The organism is Photobacterium halotolerans DSM 18316 (assembly GCF_000425165.1).
In the GTDB taxonomy this organism is placed as follows: Bacteria; Pseudomonadota; Gammaproteobacteria; order Enterobacterales; family Vibrionaceae; genus Photobacterium; species Photobacterium halotolerans.
In genome coordinates, this window is record NZ_AULG01000012.1 from 179,029 (window position 1) to 203,073 (window position 24,045).

Sequence of the window (24,045 nt, forward strand, 5' to 3'; positions counted from 1 at the left end):
TCTGTGGACATATAGACGTCTAAATGGTTGTTTGGCGTCAGGGTTCAGAGGGAAGGCCGCAGGCCAGCAGCAGGAAGGTTTCAATTATGGGTTATTCTTACGCCAGTCACTTGGATGCGTTAAATCAAAACATCGCCGATCTGAACGGTGCCATCAATGTATCATTTGAATTCTTTCCGCCAAGTTCGCCTGCGATGGAAGAAACCCTCTGGTCATCCATCCATCGTCTGAAGACACTGAAGCCGAAATTCGTGTCTGTGACTTACGGCGCCAACTCAGGCGAGCGTGACCGTACCCACTCGATCATCAAAGACATCAAAGAGCAGACCGGTCTGCTGGCCGCGCCTCACCTGACCTGTATCGATGCTACGCGTGATGAACTGCGTGCCATTGCCCGTGATTACTGGAAAAGCGGGATCCGCAATATCGTGGCGCTGCGGGGCGATTTGCCGCCGCAGGGCGGTAAGCCGGACATGTATGCGGTCGATCTGGTCGAGCTGCTGCGTGCGGAAGCGGATTTTGATATTTCTGTGGCGGCTTATCCTGAAGTGCATCCGGAAGCGAAAAGTGCCCAGGCCGACCTGATTAACCTCAAGCGTAAAGTCGATGCCGGTGCCAGCCGTGCAATCACTCAGTTCTTTTTTGATGTCGAAAGCTACCTGCGTTTTCGCGACCGCTGCGTTGCCGCCGGTATTGATGTTGAAATCGTCCCGGGTATCCTGCCTGTGGTGAACATGAAGCAGGCCAAGCGCTTCGCGCAGGCCAATAATGTGAAAATCCCGAACTGGTTGGAGAAACAATATCAGGGGCTGGATGACGATTTACTGAGCCGTCAGATGGTCGGGGCCAGTAACGCAATTGACATGGTGCGGGTACTGAGCCGCGAGGGAGTCAAAGATTTCCACTTTTACACCCTCAACCGTGCTGAGCTGACTTATGCGATTTGCCACACCTTAGGTGTGCGTGCTGAAGCTGAAGCCATTGCCTGATGGCGGTATCGGACAGGAAAAAGAAAAAGCCGCATTGCGGCTTTTTTTGTATCTGGCTGGTACGTGACGAACCGGCCCCTGAGTGGCTGAGGAGCCGCAGGTCACTGATGCCTGTACATCGGGGGTTGCAGGGTTACTCAGCAGCCATGGCGACATTGCTGTCGGCGCTGTCGATATCTTGCAGTTCCACCAGTACTTCTTCTGCCCAGTCAATCCAGGCCTGTCGGTTATGGATACCGCGACGCAGTGTCAGGCGGTCAAGACGCGACTGACGATCCATTTCCTTGTAATTGGCGAAATGGACTTTTTCCAGCTCGTGGTAATGGTTCATCAGGGTGTGTGATTCCTCGATCAGTGCTTCCAGCTGGCGCTGCATCGGCAGCGAGTTGTGAACACCGCAAACCAGTAGCTTGGCGGAGAATTCATCACGAATGGTCGGATTGCGGGCTGGCTCCTGGAACCACTCAAACAGCGCCTGACGGCCCAGTTCAGTGATAGAGTAGACCTTGCGATCCGGCTTGCCTTCCTGAGGTTCCAGTTTGCAGGTAACCTGGTTGTTGGTGGCCATTTTGTTTAGCTCACGGTAAACCTGCTGATGACTGGCTTTCCAGAAATAGCCGATACTGTGAGAAAACTCTTTTGTTATGTCGTAGCCGGTCGCGTCGCGCGAACTCAGCACGGTCAATATGACGTGTGGTAGTGACATCTCTTCTATCCGTTAAAATACTACAAAAAATAAACCGACCAGGCGTAACGTTACCCTTCCGCTCTCAGGCGTTTTTATAATCGTCTTGTTGCAGTGCCCGGTCGAGATCACATAGGATATCATCAATTTATTCTCTGCAACCACTGGAAGCATAAATATTCTATGATGAACAGTGAGCAATTACTTATCTTGTGACGTTCGTCCAATTATGTAGACTGCGCGCAGTGCACAAAGTTTCAATCAAAGTGATTCACAGCACTCATATAGACCTTAGCTGAAATGAAAAAACTCATGCTGTCTAAATTGTGAACAAAAAAACAGGCCACCTGCCGGTGACCTGTTTGATGTTGCGAAGAGGCGAAAAATTAACCCGTATTGCGCATTCCGGCGGCAATACCGGCAATGGTGACCATCAGGGCTTCTTCCAGAATCGGCGACTCGCTCTCAAGCTGGCGGGTACGGTGCAGTAATTCCGCCTGCAGCATGTTAAGTGGCTCAACATACACATTGCGCAGCCGGATAGATTCTGCCCCCCAGGGATCCTGCTCCATCAGGTGGTCGCTGTTTTCTACGTTGAGCACCACCTTGATATCGCGTTGCAGCTGATCGCGAAGTTCCTGTCCCAGCGGCCATAAACTCTTATCGGTCAGCCGCTGATCATAGTATTCGGCAATCTGGATATTGGTTTTGCTGTACACCATTTCCAGCATACCTAGTCGTGTTGAGAAGAATGGCCATTCACGGCACATTTCTTCCAGCAGCTCAGAATGGCCCTGATCGATGACATGCTGAATCGCTTTACCGGCACCCAGCCAGGCGGGCAGCAGCAGACGGTTCTGACTCCAGGCGAAAATCCACGGGATAGCACGCAAGCTTTCTACGCCACCCTGAGGGTTACGTTTGGACGGGCGTGAACCCAGTGGCAGTTTGCCCAGCTCCATTTCTGGCGTTGCTGCACGGAAATAAGGCACGAAGGAGTCATGGCCGCGGACCACCGAGCGATAGGCTTCGCAGGAAACCTCTGACAGCACGTCCATCACATCACGCCATTGCTGCTTAGGCGCCGGCGGCGGCAGTAGGTTGGCTTCCAGAATGGCACTGGCGTACAGGTTCAGGCTGTTGACGGCCACATCAGGCAGACCCAGCTTAAAGCGGATCATCTCGCCTTGTTCGGTCACACGTAAGCCACCTTTGAGGCTGCGCGGTGGCTGAGACAGCAGGGCGGCGTGCGCAGGTGCACCGCCACGGCCAATACTGCCGCCACGGCCGTGGAACAGGGTCAGCTCAACGCCGGCCTCATCGCACACATTGACCAGGGCTTCCATGGCGCGGTACTGCGCCCAGCCAGCCGCGGTGACACCGGCATCTTTGGCGGAGTCAGAGTAGCCGATCATCACCATCTGATGGTTCTGGATGAAACCGCGATACCAGTCGATGTTCATCAGCTGGGTGATCACCGCCTCTGCGTTATTGAGGTCGTCCAGGGTTTCAAACAGCGGGCAGACATCCAGACGGAAGGTGCAGCCGGACTCTTTGAGCAGCAAATGGACCGCCAGCACATCCGAGGCGGTACGGGCCATGGAAATCACATAGGCTCCCAGCGCCTGACGCGGCTGCTCAGCCACTACACGGCAGGTATCCAGCACTTCCTGTACCGCTTCCGATGGCTGCCAGTTACGGGGCAGCAGAGGACGATTTGACGCCAGCTCGCGCACCAGGAAGGCGACTTTGTCCTGCTCGCTCCACTGATCGTAGTCGCCCAGCCCCAGATAGCGGGTCAGTTCAGAAATGGCATTCGAATGGCGTGTGCTTTCCTGACGTATGTCCAGGCGCACCAGGTGGACGCCGAAACACTGAATGCGACGCAGGGTATCCAGCAGCAAGCCGTCGGCAATGATAGACATGCCACACTCATGCAGTGAGCGGTAACAGGCATGCAGCGGTTGCCACAGCTGATCTATGTCTTCCAGGATCGCCACTTTCGGCACACTGTCGCTGCCTTTGATCTGAGCATCCAGCACATCGCGGGTCTGAGTCAGTAAAGTCCGCAGGCCTTTGATGATTTCACGATACGGTTCGTGGGCACCATTGGCCAGTTCGCGCACTTCGCTGTTGCACTCGACCATAGAGAGTTCGCTGACCAGCTCCTGGATATCATTGAGATACAGGTCGGCCGCTTTCCAGCGCGACAGCAACAAGACTTCGCGGGTAATTTCGGCTGTCACAAACGGGTTACCGTCACGGTCGCCGCCCATCCAGGACGAGAATTTGACCGGTGCTGCGTCCAGCGGCAGGCTCTCGCCCAGGTGCTGGTGCAGTTTCTCATCAAACTGACGCAGAAATTCCGGTACTGCCTGCCACAGTGAATTTTCCACCACGGCAAATCCCCACTTGGCTTCGTCAAGCGGGCTGGGGCGTTGTTTACGGATCACATCGGAATGCCAGGCCTGAGCGATCAGTTGCTCCAGGCGGCGCTCGGCTTTCTGACGCTCACTGTGGGACAGCTCGCTCAGCTCGAGTTTGGACAGGCATTTGTTGATTTGCACCAGCTTGTGAATCATGGTGCGACGCGCAATTTCGGTCGGGTGGGCTGTCAGCACCAGTTCGATATTCAAATCGCGGACTGCTTGCAACGAGTCGAGCTCGCTGATCTTTTCGTCTTTCAGCTTGGCGAACAGCGAATCCATTTCATCCGGATTACACACCAGCTCCTCGCAATGGCGAGAGATAGTGTGGTACTGCTCGGCGATGTTGGTCAGGTTAAGGAACTGACTGAACGCATGAGTTACAGGCAGCAACTGATCGTCCGGCAGGTTCTGCAACTCTGTGATCAGCTTTTCCCGGTCATCGCTGTTGCCGGCGCAGGCCGATTTAGACAGTTTCCGAATGGTTTCTACTTTCTCCAGCAGTTCGCTGCCATGGGCGTCCTTGATTGTATTACCCAGCAAGTGACCAAGCATACTGACATTGCTTTTTAACGCACTGTACTTTTCGTTCATATCGCATCCATATCGTAATTTTGTTACATCCAATCGCCAAGGCGTAGCCAACAATCTAGCCTTCATTGGGGCGAAAGGTCAATAAGTGCACCCTTTTTAGACCAAAATCCCGCCAGTTTCTCCTGCATAAGGCCGCTGTGTGTCTCATTCCTGTAATTTACTTTCTTTACCTTTACCGTTTTAGCGTGCGCTTTAACACTGGCTCCGCGTCAGGAAAGGCATTTTTTCTTCTGCTTCTCTTGACACAAAAGGCAGGAAAAGGTAAATATAAAAATTCACATTAAGTGAATAAAAATATTCTTTGCGGTTTTGGGGTTTGCTCGAACCTTTCCCGGCAGAGAATCACGGCTAACAACGCTTTTATCTCAATGACCAGAGGCCATCAGTAGTAGTATGAACCAGGCGATGAATTACAAGCAGTATTCCTTCCGACGACGCTAAGTCTCTATCGCCTGGTGCCACTGGCACCTTTCTATTGCGCCTGCCCGGCGCCACACGCTGAACACACAGCAGTTATATTTTCTTGATAGTGAATTTCACAACGATGACAACGGGATCCAATATGTTGAACACATCTATCATAGGTGCCAGCGGTTATACCGGCGCAGAGCTGGCCGCTATGGTCCATAAACACCCGCATCTGCAATTGGCCGGACTTTATGTGTCCGAAAACAGTCTGGACGCTAACAAGGCGATCAGTGAGCTGCACGGCCAGCTGCGCGGGCAGGTTGATCTGCCACTGCAACCTTTGACGGATGTGGCCGCGGTGGCACAGGCTTCCGATATTGTGCTGCTGGCAACGGCGCATGAAGTCAGCCATGACCTGGCGCCTGTTTTTCTGGCGGCGGGTTGTCAGGTCTTTGACCTGTCCGGTGCTTTTCGGGTGAAGGGCGATGACTTTTATACGCAGTATTACGGGTTTGCGCATCAGCATGCCGACTGGCTGGATGCGGCGGTATACGGTCTGGCGGAGTGGAATGCTGAATCGATAGCCAAAGCTCAGCTGGTGGCCGTACCGGGCTGTTATCCGACCGCGTCACAACTGGCCCTGAAACCGCTGCTGGCAGCGGGACTGCTCGATACCCAGCAATGGCCTGTGATCAATGCGGTCAGCGGTGTGTCAGGTGCAGGCCGTAAAGCCAGCATGACCAACAGTTTTTGTGAAGTCAGCCTGATGGCATACGGTGTCTTTACCCACCGTCATCAGCCGGAAATTGCCGCGCACCTGGGTACTGATGTCATTTTTACCCCGCATCTGGGCAATTTCAAACGGGGCATTCTGGCCACTATTACCGCCAAGCTGGCACCTGGGGTGACCCCGCAAGCGGTGACAGAAGCGATGGAAGCGGCCTATACCCAGCCGGGCCAGCAGGCGGTGCGTCTGCTGGGCAATAACGCAGCACGTTTGCAGGATGTCGTTAATACTTGCTTCTGTGATATTGGCTGGAAAGTGCAGGGGCAGCATGTGATCCTCACGTCGGCTATCGACAACTTATTAAAAGGTGCATCGTCTCAGGCGATGCAATGCATAAATATTCGTAATGGTTTTGCGCCATTGACTGCGCTGGTTGGTTAAGTCTGGCTGTTGAGAGGAGAACCGGGATGGAACAGTCGCCGTTAGTAATCAAATTGGGTGGAGCAGTGCTGTCGTGTACCGACACGCTGGAAAAAGTATTTGGTGCCATCAATGCCTATCAGGCCAAGGCCAACCGGCCTCTGGTACTGGTCCATGGCGGCGGCTATCTGGTTGATGACCTGATGAAGCAGCTGAACCTGCCGACGGTGAAAAAACAGGGGTTACGTGTGACCCCGGCTGATCAGATCGGCGTGATTGCCGGCGCGTTGGCGGGGACGGCCAATAAAATGCTGCAGGGCCAGGCCATCAAGTCCGGGGTGAAAGCGGTAGGATTAAGTCTGGCAGACGGTGGTCTGTGCCAGGTTACTGAGCTGGACCCTGAGCTGGGCGCGGTCGGCAAAGCCGCACCGGGCGACAGCCACTTAGTGTCCGGCATCATAGCGGCAGGTTATCTGCCGATTGTCAGCTCGATTGGCCTGACGGCTGACGGTGAGCTGATGAATGTCAATGCCGATCAGGCGGCGGTGGCCGTGGCCGCGGCGCTGGATGCCGAGCTGGTGTTGCTGTCGGATGTCAGTGGCGTGCTGGATGGCAAAGGGCATCTGATTGCGTCTTTGAGCGAGCCTCAGGCGGATGCGCTGATCCAGCAGGCCGTGATTACCGACGGCATGATTGTCAAAGTCAAAGCGGCATTTGAGGCAGCCAAAGGGCTGGGACGTGCAGTCGAAATTGCGGGCTGGCGCTACCCGGATCAACTGGTGAATCTGTTTGACGGTGAGCAAATCGGCACCCGATTTGTGCTCTGAACCAGCAGAATTGAGTACAAACGCTGGCGGTAACCCGGTGTTTGGATATAAAGATTACCCTTATTTTGTTTGATGTTTTAAACAGTAAAGATTGATATCGCCTGAACGGGTAGACCGTCGAGCAGGCAACACAGGAGAGTAACAATGAGCAAGGTGAGTAAAGTTGTATTGGCATATTCCGGCGGTCTGGACACTTCGGCCATCATTCCATGGCTGAAAGAGAACTATGACTGTGAAGTGATCGCTTTCGTCGCCGATGTGGGCCAGGGCGAAGAGGAACTGGTCGGTATTGAAGAAAAAGCCCTGGCGTCAGGTGCATCGGCTTGTTATATCGCCGATCTGAAAGAGGAGATGGTCAAAGACTATATCTATCCAAGCCTGAAAACCGGTGCTGTCTATGAAGGGAAATACCTGCTGGGTACCTCAATGGCCCGTCCGATTATCGCCAAAGCCCAGGTGGAATGTGCGCTGGAAGTGGGCGCGGATGCCCTGTGCCACGGTTGTACCGGTAAAGGCAACGACCAGGTGCGTTTTGAAAGTGCCTACGCGGCCCTGGCACCACAACTGACTGTGATTGCCCCGTGGCGTGAATGGGATCTGCGCAGCCGTGAAGCCCTGCTGGATTATCTGGCCGAGCGTAAGATTCCAACCACGGCAACGCTGGAAAAAATCTATTCCCGTGACGCAAATGCCTGGCACATTTCAACCGAAGGCGGCGTGCTGGAAAACACCTGGAACCAGTCTAATGAGCTGTGCTGGGTATGGACCAAAGATCCGGAAGATGCACCGACCACCCCGGAAGAAGTGTCTGTACTGATCGAAAAAGGCGAAATTGTGGCAGTCGACGGCAAAGCCATGTCGCCGTATGAAGCCCTGGTGTATCTGAACAAGAAAGGTGCCGAGCACGGTGTCGGTCGTATCGATATCGTCGAGAACCGTCTGGTCGGTATCAAGTCCCGTGGCTGTTATGAGACACCGGGAGGCACCATCATGATGGAAGCCCTGCGTGCCGTCGAACAACTGGTACTGGACAAAGAGTCGTTTGAATTCCGTGAAAGTATCGGCCTGAAAGCCTCGCACCTGATTTACGATGGCCGCTGGTTCACGCCTCTGTGCCGTTCACTGCTGGCCGCCGCCAATGAGCTGGCGCAGGACGTCAATGGCGAAGTGGTGCTGAAACTGTACAAAGGCCAGGTAACGGCCGTTCAGAAACGTTCGCCGAACAGCCTGTACTCGGAAGAGTTCGCTACCTTCGGTGAAGACGAAGTGTACGACCACAGCCATGCGGGTGGCTTTATCCGCCTGTACTCGCTGGCAAGCCGTATCCGTGCCCTGAACGAACAGAAAAAATAACCTAACTAGCGTAAAGCGCATTACTAATAAAGACATGTGAGCAAGTCGGTCGTACAGCAAAGGAGAAGTACCATGGCACTATGGGGCGGACGTTTTAGTCAGGCAGCAGATACTCGGTTCAAGCAGTTTAACGATTCCCTGCGTTTTGATTACCGCCTGGCGGAGCAAGACATCGTTGGCTCGGTGGCCTGGTCCAAAGCGCTGCGTCAGGTCGGGGTACTGACCGAAGAGGAGCAGCAGAAGCTGGAGCTGGCACTCAATGAGCTCAAGCTGGCTGTGATGGAGGATCCGCAACAGATCCTCCAGTCTGATGCCGAAGACATCCACAGCTGGGTTGAGCAGCAGCTTATCCATCGTGTGGGGGATTTGGGCAAAAAGCTGCACACCGGCCGTTCACGTAACGATCAGGTGGCGACCGATCTCAAGCTGTGGTGCCGTCAGCAGGGACACCAGTTACTCATGATGCTGGATCACCTGCAAAGCCAGCTGACTACGGTGGCCCGTGAACATCAGGCCACTGTGCTGCCGGGATACACCCACCTGCAGCGTGCCCAGCCGGTGACGTTTGCCCACTGGTGTCTGGCTTATGTGGAAATGTTCGAGCGTGACCATTCACGTCTGAGTGATGCGCTGCACCGGTTAGATACCTGTCCGCTAGGGTCCGGTGCACTGGCCGGTACGGCTTACCCGATTGACCGTGAAGCCCTGGCTCACAGTCTGGGTTTCCACCGCGCCACCCGCAACAGTCTGGATTCTGTGTCGGACCGTGACCATGTGATGGAGCTGCTGTCGACGGCGTCGATTTCCATGCTGCATCTGTCCCGTCTGGCAGAAGACATGATTTTCTACAATTCGGGCGAGTCCAACTTTATTGAGCTGGCCGATACCGTCACCTCAGGCTCATCGCTGATGCCGCAGAAAAAGAATCCGGATGCGCTGGAGCTGATCCGTGGTAAGTGTGGCCGGGTCTACGGTTCGCTGGCGGGCATGATGATGACGGTTAAAGCGCTGCCGCTGGCGTACAACAAAGACATGCAGGAAGACAAAGAAGGCTTGTTCGACGCACTGGACACCTGGCACGAATGCATGGAAATGGCCGCGCTGTGCTTTGACGGTATCAAGGTCAACAAAGACCGGACACTGGAAGCAGCGATGCAGGGCTATTCCAATGCCACCGAGCTGGCCGATTACCTGGTGGCCAAGGGCATTCCGTTCCGTGAAGCACACCATATCGTCGGCGTGGCTGTCGTGGCGGCTATCGAGAAAGGCTGTGCGCTGGAAGAGCTGTCGCTGGAGGAGATGAAAGCCTTCTCGCCGGTGATTGCTGAGGATGTGTATCCGATCCTGACCATTGAATCCTGTCTGGAGAAACGCTGTGCTCTGGGTGGTGTGGCGCCCAATCAGGTCGATCACGCCATTGCGCAGACGGAGAAACGCTTGTCGAAACGCCATGCGCCGGGAGTGAAGGTACGGGGGGCGCGGCTGACCGATCTGGATGCCATTGAAGGCATGGTGGCTTACTGGGCCGGACTGGGCGAGAACCTGCCGCGTCCGCGGAACGAACTGGTGCGTGATATCGGCTCATTTGCGGTGGCAGAAACCCAGGGGGTGGTCACAGGCTGTGCGTCGCTTTATGTCTACGACTCAGGGCTGGCGGAAATCCGCTCGCTGGGTATTGAGGCCGGCTGGCAGCACCAGGGGCAGGGCAAGGCACTGATTCAGCATTTGCTGGAAAAAGCCAGTCAGATGGCCATCAAGCGGGTGTTTGTGCTGACCCGTGTGCCTGAATTTTTCATGAAGCAGGACTTTATTCCGACCTCAAAATCTTTGTTGCCGGAGAAAGTGATGAAAGACTGCGATATGTGCCCGCGTCAGCATGCCTGTGACGAGGTGGCACTGGAAGTCAGATTGGATCAGCAGCATGTGATTCCGAGCGTCAACGTCGCCTGATCGTCAGGTGTTTGAATGAAACATAAAAAAGCGCCGGTGATCCGGCGCTTTTTTGTCACCCCTAAACCACCGCCTATGGCGGTGGTGATTGTTTCCCGTCAGTGTCATTGGGACTGCATTAACAGCCTGGACCACAGTCCATGCAGTGCTTGATCATTTCTGGCCCCAGATGCAGTTTGGCGTTGAGATCACGCAGTGCGGTTCGGACACCTTCCTCGATCACCGGATGGTAGAAGGGCATATCCAGCATTTGCGCCACTGTCATCTTGCTCTGGTGTGCCCAGGCCAGTAAATGCGCCAGGTGCTCAGCGTTGGGCCCCATCATCTCAGCGCCCAGAAAACGGCCTGTGCCATGTTCGCCGTACAGGTTCAGTATGCCTTTATTGCGCAGCATCACTCGCGAGCGGCCTTGATTTTCAAACGAAACAGTACCGACCTCAAAGCAGCCGCAGTTACCCAGCCGCTCAGTGATTTCGCGGCGACTTTCCCCCACCATGGCAATTTGCGGTTCGGTGAACACCACGGAAATTTTCGAGCGACGCAGCCCGGCGCGAATATCCGGGAAGCGGCCGGCGTTGTCACCGGCGATCCGGCCCTGATCGGCCGCTTCATGCAGCAGAGGCAACTGGTTGCTGGCATCACCGGCAATGAAAATCGACGCCACCGAGGTTTGCAGGGTGAAATGGTCGGCAATCGGTACGCCGCGTTCATCCAGCGCCACACTGGTGTTGTCAAGCGCCAGCTTGTCGGTATTCGGCCGACGGCCCGTCGCAGCCAGCACATAGTCGAACGTCTGGGTTTCCAGCTCGCCCGATTTGTTGAGGAACTGAATCTCAACATGGTCGCCAACACGCTTCATGCTTTCGACCCTGACATCGGCATCCAGGTACAGCTCGTCATTGAAGGCGGTATTGGCATACGCCATGACTTCATCGTCGGTCAGCGGGCCGACCTGACCGCCGAGACCGAAGATTTTGACCTCAACCCCGAGGCGGTGCAGCGCCTGACCCAGCTCCAGTCCGATCACACCCGGACCGAAGACTGCCACCGAGGCCGGCAGATCATCCCAGGCAAAGACATCATCATTGATCACCAGGCGATCACCCAGCTCATGCCATGCGCCCGGATAGGCCGGACGGGAGCCGGTGGCAATCACAATGCGCTGGGCTTCAATGCGGGTGTGGCCGTCGACCTCGAGCGTTGTGTCATTGATAAATCTGGCATAGCCGCTGATTTTGTCTTCTGCGGCAATCTCATCGACGCTCTCCAGCACGAAGCCGACGAAGCGGTCACGTTCGCGCTTGACCCGTGCCATGACTTCACGGCCGTTGATCTGAATCTCGCCTTGCGGATGAATACCAAAGGCGGGGGCTTTTTCAATGTTGTGGACGCTTTCGGCCACCGCAATCAGCAATTTTGAGGGCATGCAGCCCACACGGGCACAGGTGGTACCGTAAGGGCCACCTTCTATCATAACCACGCTGTCTGTGTGCGCTTTGGCGGCGCGGTAAGCGCCCAGACCTGCCGTACCACCACCAATGACGGCTACATCCACGGTTAAGGTTTTCATCTTTTCTCTCCAACGACATTCAGTTCAGGGGCATACCGGCAGGGCGCTCAGCCCTGCCTTTGGAATGGGGGATTAACCCAGGTAGGCTTCCAGCTCTTCGCTGCCACCGATGTGCTTGCCACCAATAAACACCTGAGGCACAGTGCTGCGGCCAGAGACAGCGCGCAGGCTGACCGTGGTGGCATCTTTACCCAGGATCACTTCTTCAAACTGCAGGCCTTTGTCGATCAGGTTCTGTTTCGCCTTGGCACAGAAAGGACAGCCGGGTTTAGTGAAAATGGTGACCGACTCCTGCAGTTTATGGTCAGGGGCGATGTAGTTCAGCATAGTATCAGCGTCAGAAACATTGAACGGGTCGCCCGGTTCATCGTTCTCAATAAACATTTTTGCGACCACGCCGTTTTTCACCAGCATGCTGTAGCGCCATGAACGGTCACCGAAGCCCAGATCGTTTTTCTTCACCAGCATCCCCATGCCTTGCGTGAACTCTCCGTTGCCGTCCGGGATGAAAGTGATGTTGTCTGCATCCTGATCGGCTTTCCAGGCATTCATCACAAAGGTATCGTTGACCGAGACACACAGGATGTCATCCACACCGTGCGCGGCAAAGACAGAAGCCAGCTCGTTGTAACGCGGCAGGTGGCTTGACGAGCAGGTCGGCGTGAACGCACCCGGCAGGCTGAATACGACAACGGTTTTGTTGCTGAACAGCTCATCGGTGGTGACATCAACCCACTGATCGCCCTGACGGGTACGGAAAGTAACCTGTGGAATCGTTTGACCTTCTTTTGATGTAAACATGTTGTTCTCCTGATGGATGTTTTGATTTCAATATTTTGTGGAACATTTTTGTCTTGTTCCTGTTGATGGAGCCAGTATGCAAAATTTGGATTGATAGCTCTAATCGTTTACTGTTATCTTATTAATCGTTAATTTCTATTAAATGAAATGGGAACCGATCGATGAATATCCGAGATCTCGAATATCTGGTGGCGCTGTCAGAGCATCGTCATTTTCGTAAAGCGGCAGAGGCGTGCTTTGTCAGCCAGCCGACCCTGAGCGGGCAGATCCGTAAGCTGGAAACCGAGTTAGGGGTGTCTTTGCTGGAGCGGACCAGCCGTAAGGTGCTGTTTACGGATGTCGGGCTCAGTCTGGTGACTCAGGCAAGGAAGGTACTGCACGAGGTCAAGGTACTGGCAGAAATGGCCAGTCAGCAGGGGGAAAGCATGGCCGGCCCGCTGCATGTCGGCTTTATTCCCACGGTCGGGCCTTATTTGCTGCCCCTGATTATCCCGGCGCTTAAAGCGGCGTTTCCCCAGTTAGAGTTGTATCTGCATGAAGCACAGACGCAGGTACTGGTGCAGCAATTAGAAGAAGGCAAACTGGACTGCATCATTCTGGCTGCGGTAAAAGAAAGCGAGCATTTTAAAGAGCTGTCTCTTTACCATGAGCCTATGGTGCTGGCGGTGCCAGAAGGGCATCCCTGGGCGGACAAAAGTGAACTGCCAATGCAGGAGCTGAATGGTCATACCCTGCTGATGCTGGGTGACGGACACTGCCTGCGCGATCAGGCGATGGGGTTTTGTTTTGCCGCCGGCGCGAAGGAAGACGGCAGTTTCAAGGCGACCAGTCTGGAAACCCTGCGCAATATGGTGGCGGCCGGCAGCGGCATTACCTTGCTGCCTAAGCTGGCAACACCTCACACGGCCAAACGTGATGGTGTGTGCTACCTGAAAGCCTGTGATCCTGAACCGAGCCGTTTGATTACGCTGGCGTACCGTCCCGGCTCACCGCTCAAAGGGCGTTATGAGCAGCTGGCGGAGCAAATCAGGCGCAGTATCAGTCTGCATCTGGACAGTTAATTCACAAAAAACAAGCGCGCCCAGAGGCGCGCTTGTTTTTCCTTATTCAGAATCCCTGTTCCGCACAGTGGGTCAGAACAGTTCGTCCGAGCTGTCGGATTCAAACAGACCGCCGTCGCTGCCCCCTTCACCGACATACTCTTTCGGTTCACTTCCCTGAATGAAGTACTCGAACATAGAGGTAAAGTCATTTTTCTTGGTCAGCTTGCCCGTGTCACGGTCGATACGCACCTGAACAATGTTGGGCGGCAGCTGCTTGCGTTGTTCAGGCACATCCTGCAGCGCCTGCTCCATAAAGCCAATCCAGGCGGGTTGCGCCGTTTTGGCTCCGGCTTCCGCGCCGGCGGTTTGATCATCAGTAATGTTGGGGTTAGTGCTGGTGCGGCCCAGTTCGCGGCTGTGATCATCAAAGCCGACCCAGGCGGTGGCGACGATACCCGGCCCGAAGCCTGTATACCAGGCATCTTTGGAATCGTTGGTGGTGCCGGTTTTCCCCCCGATGTCACGGCGTTTCAGTACCTGGCCCCGCCAGCCTGTGCCGTTCCAGCCACTGCCGTGGCGCCAGTCGCCGCCGCCCCAGATATTGCTTTCCAGCATTTCACGGACCAGAAAAGCATTCTGCTCGGTGACGACCTGGGGTGCGATGCGAATCGGCTGCTGATCCGCAGCCGTTGCATTACCCGTCGGGCCCAGCTCTTCTTCACTGATGGCGATGTCATGCATCACAGCACGGCTGGCTACCACATGGTTGCCGGCCAGCTGTTCTTTGCGCTGGCAATCATCATTACAGACCACATTCGGATGGGCCTGATACACCAGATTACCGTAGGCATCTTCCACCCGTTCGATGAAATAAGGCTCAACAAAGTAGCCGCCGTTGGCAAACACAGAGAAGCCCTGCGCCATTTCCAGCGGAGTCAGGCTGCCGGCACCCAGAGCAATAGCTTCTGCCCGGGGGATATCTTCACGCTTGAAACCAAAACGGGTCAGGTAGCTGATGGTATCGTCGAGCCCGACGTCCTGCAGGACGCGGACCGCCATCACGTTTTTCGACTGTGCCAGGCCGATACGCAGGCGGGTCGGGCCATTGTAGGTCGGTGGTGAATTTTTCGGACGCCAGGCGGTGCCCATGCTTTTATCCCAGCTGTTCACCGGTGCATCGTTGATCAGAGTCGCCAGCGTCATGCCCGAGTTCAGGCCGGCCGAATAGATAAACGGCTTGATGCTGGAACCTACCTGGCGGATGGACTGGGTGGCACGGTTAAATTTGCTGTGTACGAAGTTAAACCCGCCCACCATGGCCTGCACGGCACCATTGTATGGCGAAATGGCCACAAAGGCGGTGTTGGCATCGGGCACCTGGCTCAGCACCCAGTGCTCGCCTTTGTGCTGTACCCAGATCTGCTGGCCGGGTGCCAGGATCTCTGTGGCCGACTTCGGTGCCGGGCCCTGACTGGAGTCGGTGATGAAGCGGCGTGCCCACTTCATGCCGTCCCAGTCCAGACTCTGGTGCTGGCCGCTGCGCAGGATGACCTCCGCGTTGTTCGCGCCGACCTTAACCACCACAGCGGGTTCCAGCTCGCCGTAGCTTGGCTGTTTGGCCAGATGATCCAGGATCATCTGCTCATCCCATACCGCCTGTTCCGGCATCCACAGAGTGGCCACTGCACCACGGAAACCGTGGCGCTGGTCATAATCCATCAGGTTTTGTACGGCGGCATGTTGTGCCGCCTGCTGCAGCTTGGGATTGACAGTGGTGAAGACCTTCATCCCGGAGGTATAGGCATCTTCGCCGTAGCGATCCAGCATCCAGGCTCTGGCGCGTTCGGCAAAGTAAGGGGCATTGAGCGCAATTTCCGCCCCGTGATAGCGGGCTACGATTGGCTCCGCTTTGGCCTGTTCGAATTCTGTGCGGGTGATGTAGCCTTCATCCAGCATACGGCTCAATACCACATTGCGGCGTGTGGTTGCCCGATCCAGCGAGTAGATAGGGTTCATGGTGGACGGTGCTTTCGGCAGACCGCCAATGATGGCAATTTCACTCAGTGTCAGCTGGCTGACGTCTTTACCAAAATAGACCTGTGCCGCCGCACCGACACCGTATGCCCGGTAACCGAGGTAAATTTTGTTCAGGTACAGCTCCAGGATTTCATCTTTGCTCAGCAACTGTTCAATGTGAACGGCGATGAAAATCTCTTTGATTTTACGCATGATTTTTTTCTCATTGCTGAGGAAAAAGTTACGCGCAAGCTGCTGGGTAATGGTACTGGCGCCTTGCTTGGCCGATCCTGAGGTCGCCACCACAAAGGCCGCGCGGGCGATGCCGATCGGGTCAATGCCCGGGTGGTCATAATAGCGGCTGTCTTCAGTCGCGATCACCGCGTTGATCATCTGCTGAGGAATTTGATCCAGAGTCAGCGGGATACGGCGCTTCTCACCAAACTGGGAAATCAGCTGGCCGTCAGCACTGTAGACCTGCATAGGTGTCTGTAACTCAACGTTTTTAAGCGTTGCGACATCAGGGAGATCCGGTTTCAGATACAGGTAGAAACCAAAAATCGTGCTGACTCCAAGAATGATGCAAATGATTGCAAAAATAAATAATCGCTTTATGAACTTCACTTGAGAATTCCCGTTACACCTTCGTTTGGCCATCCGCGCTATTTCAGTCAGTAGTATAAAGATAACTCAAATAAATTTAACGCCGTCAGAGGTGTTTAATCGAATAATTTTGCCTTGTCTTTACCAGAGGAGCATACCACGCCATGTTGCACAAGCCAGTCTGGACCGGGATAGATATCGGCCACCATAGTGTAAAGGCGGTCGTGCTTAAGCAAAATAAAGGGCGGCTTGCGTTATTGCATTACGCTGAAGTCGCTTTGTCTTCTGCAGAACATACCGGGGCGTCCCCCGGTGGCGGGCTCCATCACAATAGCCTTTCCGGACCTATCTTGTTGTCAGCCTTGCGTAAAATACGGACGCTGCTTCCAAAGCGATCTGCCCGTACTGTGCTGTCACTGCCTGACAGCGAAGTGGTGCAGCAAGAACTTACGCTGGAGCAACGCTGGGGACAGGATATCGGAACCGAACTGGCAAAGATACTGGCGGGTACCTTGTCGATGGAGCCCGAAGCACTGAGCCTGGACTATTATCCCGCCCCGCTTTCCGAGCAGGGGGAGACGGACAGCGGATTGCGCTTTCAGGTCTTTGCGGCAAAAACCTCAGCGCTTGAAGCCCGGACCCAGAGTGTGCGTGAGGCCGGTTTTGATCCTGTGATCATGGAATTGCAGGCGCGTGCACTCTTGTGGCTGCTGGCATACTGTCACCGGCAGGCAATCACGGCAATGGGAGTAAACCCGGCGCTGGTTTGTTTGGGGGGTGAGGAAGCGGATCTTGCCGCCGGCTTTTCGCACAGTCTGCCGCTGCATCGCACCTTTATGCTGAGCCGCTCTGGTAATGCACCCTCATCGGAACTGCTCCGGCAACTGCTGCATTATCATTCCCTGTCGCCGTTAACCGGGCTGTGGCTGACAGGACGCGCTTTGTCTGATGAGGAACTGGCCTGGTGGCAGCAAGCGTGCGGACTGCCCGTTGCTCTTTTAACCCCCGGGCAGGTATTTCCTTTGCAGCACCGCTCACCGGCGGTGGCTGTGCCGCACGATACCGCCTGGGCCAGAGCGGCGGCTCTGGCTGTCAGAGGGGCGCTCTCATGCTGATCCCGGTCAATCTCTTGCCCTGGCGTGACGCACAGTTTATTGCACATGCCCGCCGGTTTTGGTGCTGCCTGACGGTGACTGTGGTGCTGGCGGTGCTGATCATGGGGAGCTTACGGCTTTATCACGGAGAACGGGTGGCGCACCAGAAAAGCAGTAACGAGCGTATCCAGCAGCAAATACTCGCGCTGGCGCCCGATCTTGCCAAACTGGCTGATTATCAGCACCAGCATCAGTTGTATCAGTCTCGCTTGGCGGCGGTAAGCCGCTGGCATCATGCGCGTTTTCCCTTGATTTATCTGCTCAATGACTTGCCAGATCTCCTGCCGCTGTCCGCCGGGCTGGAGAGGCTGACACTGAAAGACAATGCCATAGTGCTGGCCGGTCAGACCCGGCAACTGGCGGTTTTACCGGACTTGCTGGCCCGGATCGAGCGCCAGGAGTGGGTGAGCCACAGTCAGCTGCATTCAGTGCAACGCGATAATCCGGCGGGACTTAGTGATCCGCTCACAGCCGGCGACGGAGCCTTTCAGCGATTTTCCGTCACTATGACTTTAGTTTCGCCGCTGTTGGAGGATATTCATGACTGACTGGCGGGATCTGACACTGGAGTCTATGCCCAACTGGCCACTGCGTTATCAGCTGGCGGCCTGCCTGGGGCTGCTGGTGATCTTATGTCTTCTGAGTTGGCATTGGAGCATTAAAGCGCTGATCCAGCAACAGCACGGGTTGCAAGATCAGGCCCGGTCACTGAGGGCGCAGCTTACCCGGCAGCGCACACAGGCGGAGTTATTGCCGGACTGGGCGGCGCGGACAGATAAGATGATGACCCTTTACCGGCAGCAATCGGCCCGGTTGCCAGATACATCGGCCTGGCCGCAAGTACTGGCTGATATTGAAGCACTCAGTGTGGAGGCCGGCGTAGCCTTGCAGCACCTCATGTGGGGAAAAAGGGAAAATCACCCGTGGTACAGTGTGCAGCCTGTGCGCTTTGCCTGGCAGGGCAGCTATGACTCATCAGGGACATTGTTAGCCCGGCTGGCATCCATGCACCGGCTACTGCTGGTCAATGAACTGACGATGCAGCCTGTCGACAGGCAATCGGCTGAGCTGCGGGTTACAGGAAGTGCGCACCTGTATCAGATGCCGGTGCCGTCCGGTGATCCGATTCTGACGGATGACCAGAGACAGGAGAGAGGACAGTGATCAGTTTTTTCCTCCGCCATTTTTCCCTTCACCCCTTTTTTTACAGCATGGGCCGCGTTGCTTTGCTGTTGGTGGCTGTGCCTGCCACAGGGTTCAGTCTGGCAGACGCACCTGTGTTTAGCCCCAGTCTGCTAGGTTCACCGTTTCAGCGCTTTGAGGTGATGGAGGCTGAATCCGTCGCGTGTCAGAGAACGGCTAAAGACATGCTGGTTAAGGGACTGATGATGAAGGGCAGCGTCAGGGATGAGCACGGATGGGCGGCGCTGCTGAGCGCTGAGGACGGGCGACTGTTCAAAGCCAGGCCCGATCAGGTTATCGGACCCGGAGTCAGGGTGCTCAGCGTGGATGCCGGGCAAACAGGACTGATTTTACAGACCCGCGGCGTGCCCGGCTGCCCGGCTGTGACTCATCATATTCTTCAGCTGTCCCGGCGGGGTGTGCGGTTGAGCGCGCCAGACAGCCTCGCCTGACTCCGGTCTGAGCAGCATTATTCAGGAAAGAAAAAACATGCAGATTTTTTGTGCACTGTTCATGCTGACATACTGCATGATCTCTGTGCTTGGTACTGGCTTGGCTATGGCAGAGTCTGAGGGTGTATCTCCAGCGAATGGCAAGCGATTGTCGCTTAACTTTCAGGATGTTCCGGTGCGTCAGCTGTTACAGGTGATGGCCGATCACCAGCAGCATAACTTGGTGGTTTCCGATGAAGTACAGGGCAATATTACCCTGAACCTCAAAGATGTACTCTGGTCTCAGGCGCTGGATACTGTGCTGCAGATGAAAGGGCTGGCCTACCAGCGTCATGGCAATATTATGGTGGTGGCACCAAAAGCAGCAATGGCCGCTCAGGAGCCGCAGAGTATCCGCCAGCCCCCGCAGGGCAGGGAGCTCAAAACCGAAGTGATTCTTATCCGGTACGCCAAAGCCACGGATCTGGCGGACATGCTGGCAGGTAAACCCGGGCAGTCGGGGTTGCTGACCGAGTATGGCGCTTTGCATGTGGACGACAGAACGAATGCTCTGGTGGTCAAGGAAGTGGCGGACAGCATGGATAACCTGCTTGCTATCATTGACGCCCTGGATAAACCGGTCAAGCAGGTGCAGATAGAAGCGCGCATTGTCAGTATGAATGAAAAGGATATCACGGATCTTGGCGTACGTTGGGGGATGTTAGACACCAGTGGCAGCGTGACGCTCGGGGGTTCCATTGAAGGAAACCTGGCGGCGTTGGGAGCCGATAACCCTGAGCCGGATGTCAGTGATTATCTCAATGTGAACCTCGGCGCTCAGGCTGGCGCCGCCAGAATCGCCTTTCAGGTGGCAAGATGGGGCGATCAGCTGCTGGATCTGGAATTGTCGGCTCTGCAGGCTGAGGAGAAGGCTGAAATCATTTCCAGCCCCCGACTGGTCACGACAAACAAAAAAATGGCCTATATTGAGCAAGGGACAGAGATCCCCTATCTCGAAGCCTCGTCAAGTGGTGCGGTGTCTGTCTCCTTCAAGAAAGCGGTGCTGAGTCTGATGGTGACGCCGCAGATCACCCCGGATGACAAGCTGGTACTGGATCTTGAGGTCACGCAGAACAAGCCCGGCGAGACGGTGATGACAGGCACAGGGGAAGCGGTGGCGATTGATACCCAGCGGATTGGCACCCAGGTGCTGGTGGACAACGGCGAGACCATAGTGCTGGGCGGCATTTTTCAGCACCAGTTCAGTCAGGCCGTTCGCAAAGTGCCTCTGCTGGGGGATATCCCCCTGCTGGGCAGTTTGTTCAGGCAAGAGCTCGACCGTGATACCAGACGTGAATTATTAATTTTCGTGACCCCGAAAATCCTCCGATAGTGAGGCCGGGCGCAGGCGCAGGGGGTGTTTATTTTGCTGAGATTAGACGCTTGACTGAGACTGGCTATTGCCAAACAGCAGTGAGTCCTGAGATAATTTTCGGTCTTATCACGAATGAAATGTGAGGAAGTTGGCGCCTCAGGCATGCAAATCAATAGCCTGTGGGCGGTTTTGTCTATTTTTTAATCGCGCGTATATTTGCTAAACATGGCTGAAAAACGAAATATTTTCTTGGTAGGACCAATGGGAGCCGGTAAGAGCACCATTGGCAGACACCTTGCACAGCAGTTACATATGGAGTTTCTTGACTCAGATACTGTGATCGAAGAGCGTACCGGCGCCGACATCAGCTGGGTCTTCGACGTAGAAGGCGAGGAAGGCTTCCGTGCCCGTGAAGAAGCGGTCATCGACGATCTTACCCAGGAGCAAGGCATAGTCCTGGCGACCGGGGGAGGCTCGGTGAAAAGCAAAGAGAGCCGAAACCGTCTGTCAGCTCGTGGTATCGTGGTGTATCTGGAAACCACCATTGAGAAACAGCTGGCACGTACTCAGCGTGACAAGAAGCGCCCTCTGCTGCAAACCGATAAACCTCGTGAAGTGCTTGAAGCGCTTGCAGAAGAGCGTAATCCATTGTATGAAGAAGTAGCGGATTACACAGTACGTACCGACGACCAGAGTGCTAAGGTCGTTGCTAATCAAATTATCAAAATGCTGGAAGAGCGTTAACGACGGAGAAACAACGAGTCATGGAGCGGATTACAGTCAGTCTGGGTGAGAGAAGTTACGATATTTCAATTGGCACCGGATTACTGTCTGATCCGGACTATTTTACCTCTGTGACTGGCCGGCGGGTTGTTATCGTCAGTAATGACACTGTCGCCCCTCTTTATGCCGACACACTGCAGGCCACGCTCAGTCCACTGGCAAAGGACGTGGCCCTGCTCAACCTCCCTGACGGCGAGCAGTACAAAACCCTCGATACTTTTAATCAAATCATGACATTTCTGCTGGAAGGCAGTTATGGCCGCGACGTGGTGCTGGTGGCACTGGGTGGGGGCGTGATTGGCGATGTCGTGGGTTTTGCCGCTGCCTGTTTCCAGCGTGGGGTGGATTTTATTCAGGTTCCGACCACCCTGCTGGCGCAGGTGGACTCATCGGTCGGCGGTAAAACGGCCGTCAATCACCCTTTGGGTAAAAACATGGTCGGGGCATTTTATCAGCCTCAGGCGGTGATCATTGACACCGACTGCCTGAAAAGCCTGCCCGCCCGCGAGTTTGCAGCCGGGATGGCGGAAGTGATCAAATACGGCATTATCGTTGATCAGGATTTCTTCCAGTGGCTGGAACAGCATCTGGATCAATTGCGTGCGCTGGATGCCAACGCACTGAGCCAGGCGATTGCCCGATGCTGCCAGATCAAAGCAGATGTGGTTGCCGCTGACGAGAAAGAGTCAGGTGTGCGCGCGCTGCTGAATCTAGGTCACACTTTTGGTCATGCGATTGAAGCTGAGATGGGGTATGGTAATTGGCTTCACGGTGAAGCTGTTGCTGCCGGTACGGTACAAGCGGCGCAAACGGCTTGTCTGTTAGGTTTGATGACATCAGCAGAAGCGGAAAAAATCCGTTCATTGCTGGTGCAGGCTGACCTGCCGGTCGTTGCACCGGAAACTATGAACTTTGACCATTATATCAAGCACATGATGCGGGATAAGAAAGTGTTGTCAGGTAAGCTCAGGCTGGTATTACCGACTGGAATTGGTCGTGCCGAGGTCGTTTCTGATGTACCGAATGACATCCTGCGTCAGGTGATAGAACCCTGATGTTGTAATAATACATGACGATAGCCGCTTCTCTGACGTCTTTGGATCTGGACAGCCAGATCCAATTGCTTTCCCGGGTACAGTTTCTGACCCGATTCAGCTCCCATTTGATCCAAATCAGCGGCGAACCCGGGGCCGGTAAATCCTGGCTGGCACAACGTTATCTTGAGCAATGGGCCGACTCGGACGGTATTACCCATACCCGACAGGCCTTGCTGATGTGTCACCCGGCACAAAATGACAGCCAGCACAGAACCATATTGCTTAACCAGCTGATTCCGGGCGCCGTGTTTAACGAGAGTGATCCCCTGCATCAGAGTGTCGAGCGTCTGCTGGCCGGGAAACCGGTTGAGTTGCTGCTGGTGATCGATGATGCGCATATGCTCAGTCCGGCACTGATTGGCGAGCTGTGGGCTTTGGTGGTGAAAGCACAAGAATCAGCAGACTGGCAGGTGAATGTACTACTCTTTAGTCAGACTGGCCGGTTAACCAAAGCCTTGCATCAAGTCTCTCATGGTCAGGGGCAGACGCCGCTGGAGCTGGAAATTCCAATGCTGCCTGAACAGGAAGTACAGGCGTTTCTGGAGTTGGTTCTGGCCGCCCATTCCCTTGATGCCAATCAACGTCGGGCGCTCAAAGCGCAGGCGGCTGATGTGGCGCCGACACCCGGTGCATTATCGGCACTCAATCACACGGAGGTGGCGAATATGACCAATACACACTCCCGAGCCTTTTCCCCGGCCGCACTCTTGCTGCTGTTGCTGGTTATTGCAGCGGCGGGCCTGGTGTTCTGGTACTTCCCCGATCAGACAGCATCATCTCAATCTGATACGGAATCACTCAGCCCTGAGATGGCGGCAGCAGATGAAACACTGGCACAATCGGCTGATGGCCTTGCGGCGTTACCGGATGGGAATACCGCAAGGCCACTTTCAGCGGATAGCCTGACTGATGGGCCTGCAGACAATAGCGATAGCCAGGTAGCAGAACCGGGATCGACCGCCTTTGCCGGGGAAAACGCGGAGACCTTACCCGAGCCGGTCACCATTGAAGGATTGACCGTTGGCCGCAGTAATACCGCCGGCCAGCGCGTGGTGGTGCCCTCGGATGTGGTGGATGCCATGATCACCGAGCAGGAAACCGGTGGCTCAGGCGAGCTGGCAGTGGCCGCCCAGGAGGCTCTCAGTCAGGCGGCTGACACTCCCGCGGCTTCGGCGCCCGAGCAAACGCAAGGTGCTGAACCTGTCAGTACAGCACCGGCAGAAGCGGCTCCAACAGCACCGCAACTGACCGGCCTGCAGGCAGCCATGGCTGAAGATAAAGATACCCTCAAGGCGGTCAATAGCCGTCATTATGCGCTGCAGCTGGCCGCTATGCATTCGCTGGATGCCACCCGCAGTTTCCTCAATGAATACGGGATTGCTGATATCGCCCAGGTGTATCAGACTCAGCGGCAGGGCGTGCGCTGGTATATTGTGGTCACTGGCGATTACAGCAGCGTGGCTGCCGCCCGCCGGGCACAGGCGCAATTACCGGCGAAAGTGCAATCGGTGCAGCCCTGGGTGAAATCTTATACCCAGATCCACCGCGAAATTGACCGGGTTCAGTAACCGCATGGCGCCCGGTCGGCAGTAATTGAGTTGTTGGGGGGAT

At 55.3% G+C, this 24,045-nt stretch carries 20 protein-coding genes; 15 read left to right on the forward strand and 5 right to left on the reverse strand.

Going from position 1 to position 24,045, the window contains the following annotated elements:
- The first annotated feature begins 86 nt into the window (after positions 1-86).
- Positions 87-989 (forward strand): methylenetetrahydrofolate reductase, encoded by a 903-nt coding sequence (metF, locus tag H511_RS0100915; RefSeq protein WP_027250620.1) that lies wholly within the window; start codon positions 87-89, stop codon positions 987-989.
- 133 nt (positions 990-1,122) lie between these two features.
- Here metF and H511_RS0100920 read toward each other — a convergent pair whose 3' ends face one another.
- Both H511_RS0100920 and ppc read right to left on the reverse strand, forming a co-directional pair.
- A complete protein-coding gene (locus tag H511_RS0100920; protein WP_027250621.1) occupies positions 1,123-1,695 on the reverse strand; it encodes a PadR family transcriptional regulator in 573 nt (190 codons plus the stop codon).
- A 365-nt stretch (positions 1,696-2,060) separates the two neighbouring features.
- A complete protein-coding gene (gene ppc, locus H511_RS0100925; protein ID WP_027250622.1) occupies positions 2,061-4,694 on the reverse strand; it encodes a phosphoenolpyruvate carboxylase in 2,634 nt (877 codons plus the stop codon).
- 562 nt (positions 4,695-5,256) lie between these two features.
- Here ppc and argC point away from each other — a divergent pair.
- The 5 genes from argC to H511_RS24840 all read left to right on the forward strand — a co-directional run bounded on the left by argC (position 5,257) and on the right by H511_RS24840 (position 10,532).
- Positions 5,257-6,270 (forward strand): N-acetyl-gamma-glutamyl-phosphate reductase, encoded by a 1,014-nt coding sequence (gene argC, locus H511_RS0100930; protein WP_027250623.1) that lies wholly within the window; start codon positions 5,257-5,259, stop codon positions 6,268-6,270.
- 26 nt (positions 6,271-6,296) lie between these two features.
- Positions 6,297-7,076, forward strand: coding sequence for an acetylglutamate kinase (argB, locus tag H511_RS0100935; protein WP_027250624.1), 780 nt, complete (start codon positions 6,297-6,299; stop codon positions 7,074-7,076).
- A gap of 144 nt (positions 7,077-7,220) precedes the next feature.
- Positions 7,221-8,429, forward strand: coding sequence for an argininosuccinate synthase (locus H511_RS0100940; RefSeq protein WP_027250625.1), 1,209 nt, complete (start codon positions 7,221-7,223; stop codon positions 8,427-8,429).
- A 72-nt stretch (positions 8,430-8,501) separates the two neighbouring features.
- The gene (gene argH / locus H511_RS0100945) at positions 8,502-10,379 is read left to right on the forward strand and encodes an argininosuccinate lyase (protein WP_027250626.1); all 1,878 of its coding nucleotides are present in this window, start codon (positions 8,502-8,504) and stop codon (positions 10,377-10,379) included.
- Between the two features lie 15 nt (positions 10,380-10,394).
- A complete protein-coding gene (locus tag H511_RS24840; protein WP_169449964.1) occupies positions 10,395-10,532 on the forward strand; it encodes a hypothetical protein in 138 nt (45 codons plus the stop codon).
- Here H511_RS24840 and H511_RS0100950 read toward each other — a convergent pair.
- The gene (locus H511_RS0100950) at positions 10,498-11,949 is read right to left on the reverse strand and encodes a dihydrolipoyl dehydrogenase (RefSeq protein ID WP_027250627.1); all 1,452 of its coding nucleotides are present in this window, start codon (positions 11,947-11,949) and stop codon (positions 10,498-10,500) included. The genes H511_RS24840 and H511_RS0100950 overlap by 35 nt on opposite strands.
- Before the next feature lie 72 nt (positions 11,950-12,021).
- Positions 12,022-12,750, reverse strand: coding sequence for a glutathione peroxidase (locus H511_RS0100955; RefSeq protein WP_027250628.1), 729 nt, complete (start codon positions 12,748-12,750; stop codon positions 12,022-12,024).
- 161 nt (positions 12,751-12,911) lie between these two features.
- Here H511_RS0100955 and oxyR point away from each other — a divergent pair, with 161 nt between their 5' ends.
- Positions 12,912-13,811, forward strand: a complete 900-nt coding sequence (oxyR, locus tag H511_RS0100960; RefSeq protein ID WP_027250629.1) for a DNA-binding transcriptional regulator OxyR — start codon at positions 12,912-12,914, stop codon at positions 13,809-13,811.
- A gap of 72 nt (positions 13,812-13,883) precedes the next feature.
- Here the strand turns inward: oxyR and H511_RS0100965 are convergent, their stop codons facing one another.
- Positions 13,884-16,433 carry a penicillin-binding protein 1A gene (locus H511_RS0100965; protein ID WP_027250630.1) on the reverse strand — a complete coding sequence of 850 codons (2,550 nt, stop codon included), beginning with the start codon at positions 16,431-16,433 and terminating at the stop codon, positions 13,884-13,886.
- Positions 16,434-16,576: 143 nt separating this feature from the next.
- Between H511_RS0100965 and pilM the strand changes: the two genes are divergently transcribed.
- From pilM to H511_RS0101005, 8 genes are all read left to right on the forward strand, one after another.
- Entirely contained in the window at positions 16,577-17,527 is a 951-nt protein-coding gene (pilM, locus tag H511_RS0100970) for a type IV pilus biogenesis protein PilM (RefSeq protein WP_081669129.1), read from the forward strand.
- Complete coding sequence (locus H511_RS0100975; RefSeq protein ID WP_027250632.1) at positions 17,521-18,114, forward strand: PilN domain-containing protein; 594 nt, start codon at positions 17,521-17,523, stop codon at positions 18,112-18,114. Before pilM ends, H511_RS0100975 begins: the two co-directional genes overlap by 7 nt.
- A complete protein-coding gene (locus H511_RS0100980) occupies positions 18,107-18,730 on the forward strand; it encodes a type IV pilus inner membrane component PilO (RefSeq protein ID WP_027250633.1) in 624 nt (207 codons plus the stop codon). Before H511_RS0100975 ends, H511_RS0100980 begins: the two co-directional genes overlap by 8 nt.
- Positions 18,727-19,200, forward strand: a complete 474-nt coding sequence (locus H511_RS0100985; RefSeq protein WP_027250634.1) for a hypothetical protein — start codon at positions 18,727-18,729, stop codon at positions 19,198-19,200. Before H511_RS0100980 ends, H511_RS0100985 begins: the two co-directional genes overlap by 4 nt.
- 37 nt (positions 19,201-19,237) lie before the next feature.
- Complete coding sequence (locus H511_RS22095; RefSeq protein ID WP_051287651.1) at positions 19,238-20,572, forward strand: type IV pilus secretin PilQ; 1,335 nt, start codon at positions 19,238-19,240, stop codon at positions 20,570-20,572.
- Positions 20,573-20,779: 207 nt separating this feature from the next.
- Entirely contained in the window at positions 20,780-21,298 is a 519-nt protein-coding gene (gene aroK / locus H511_RS0100995; protein ID WP_027250635.1) for a shikimate kinase AroK, read from the forward strand.
- Positions 21,299-21,318: 20 nt separating this feature from the next.
- Positions 21,319-22,392 (forward strand): 3-dehydroquinate synthase, encoded by a 1,074-nt coding sequence (gene aroB / locus H511_RS0101000; protein WP_027250636.1) that lies wholly within the window; start codon positions 21,319-21,321, stop codon positions 22,390-22,392.
- Positions 22,393-22,406: 14 nt separating this feature from the next.
- Positions 22,407-24,002, forward strand: a complete 1,596-nt coding sequence (locus H511_RS0101005; protein WP_051287653.1) for an SPOR domain-containing protein — start codon at positions 22,407-22,409, stop codon at positions 24,000-24,002.
- Positions 24,003-24,045 lie beyond the last annotated feature (43 nt).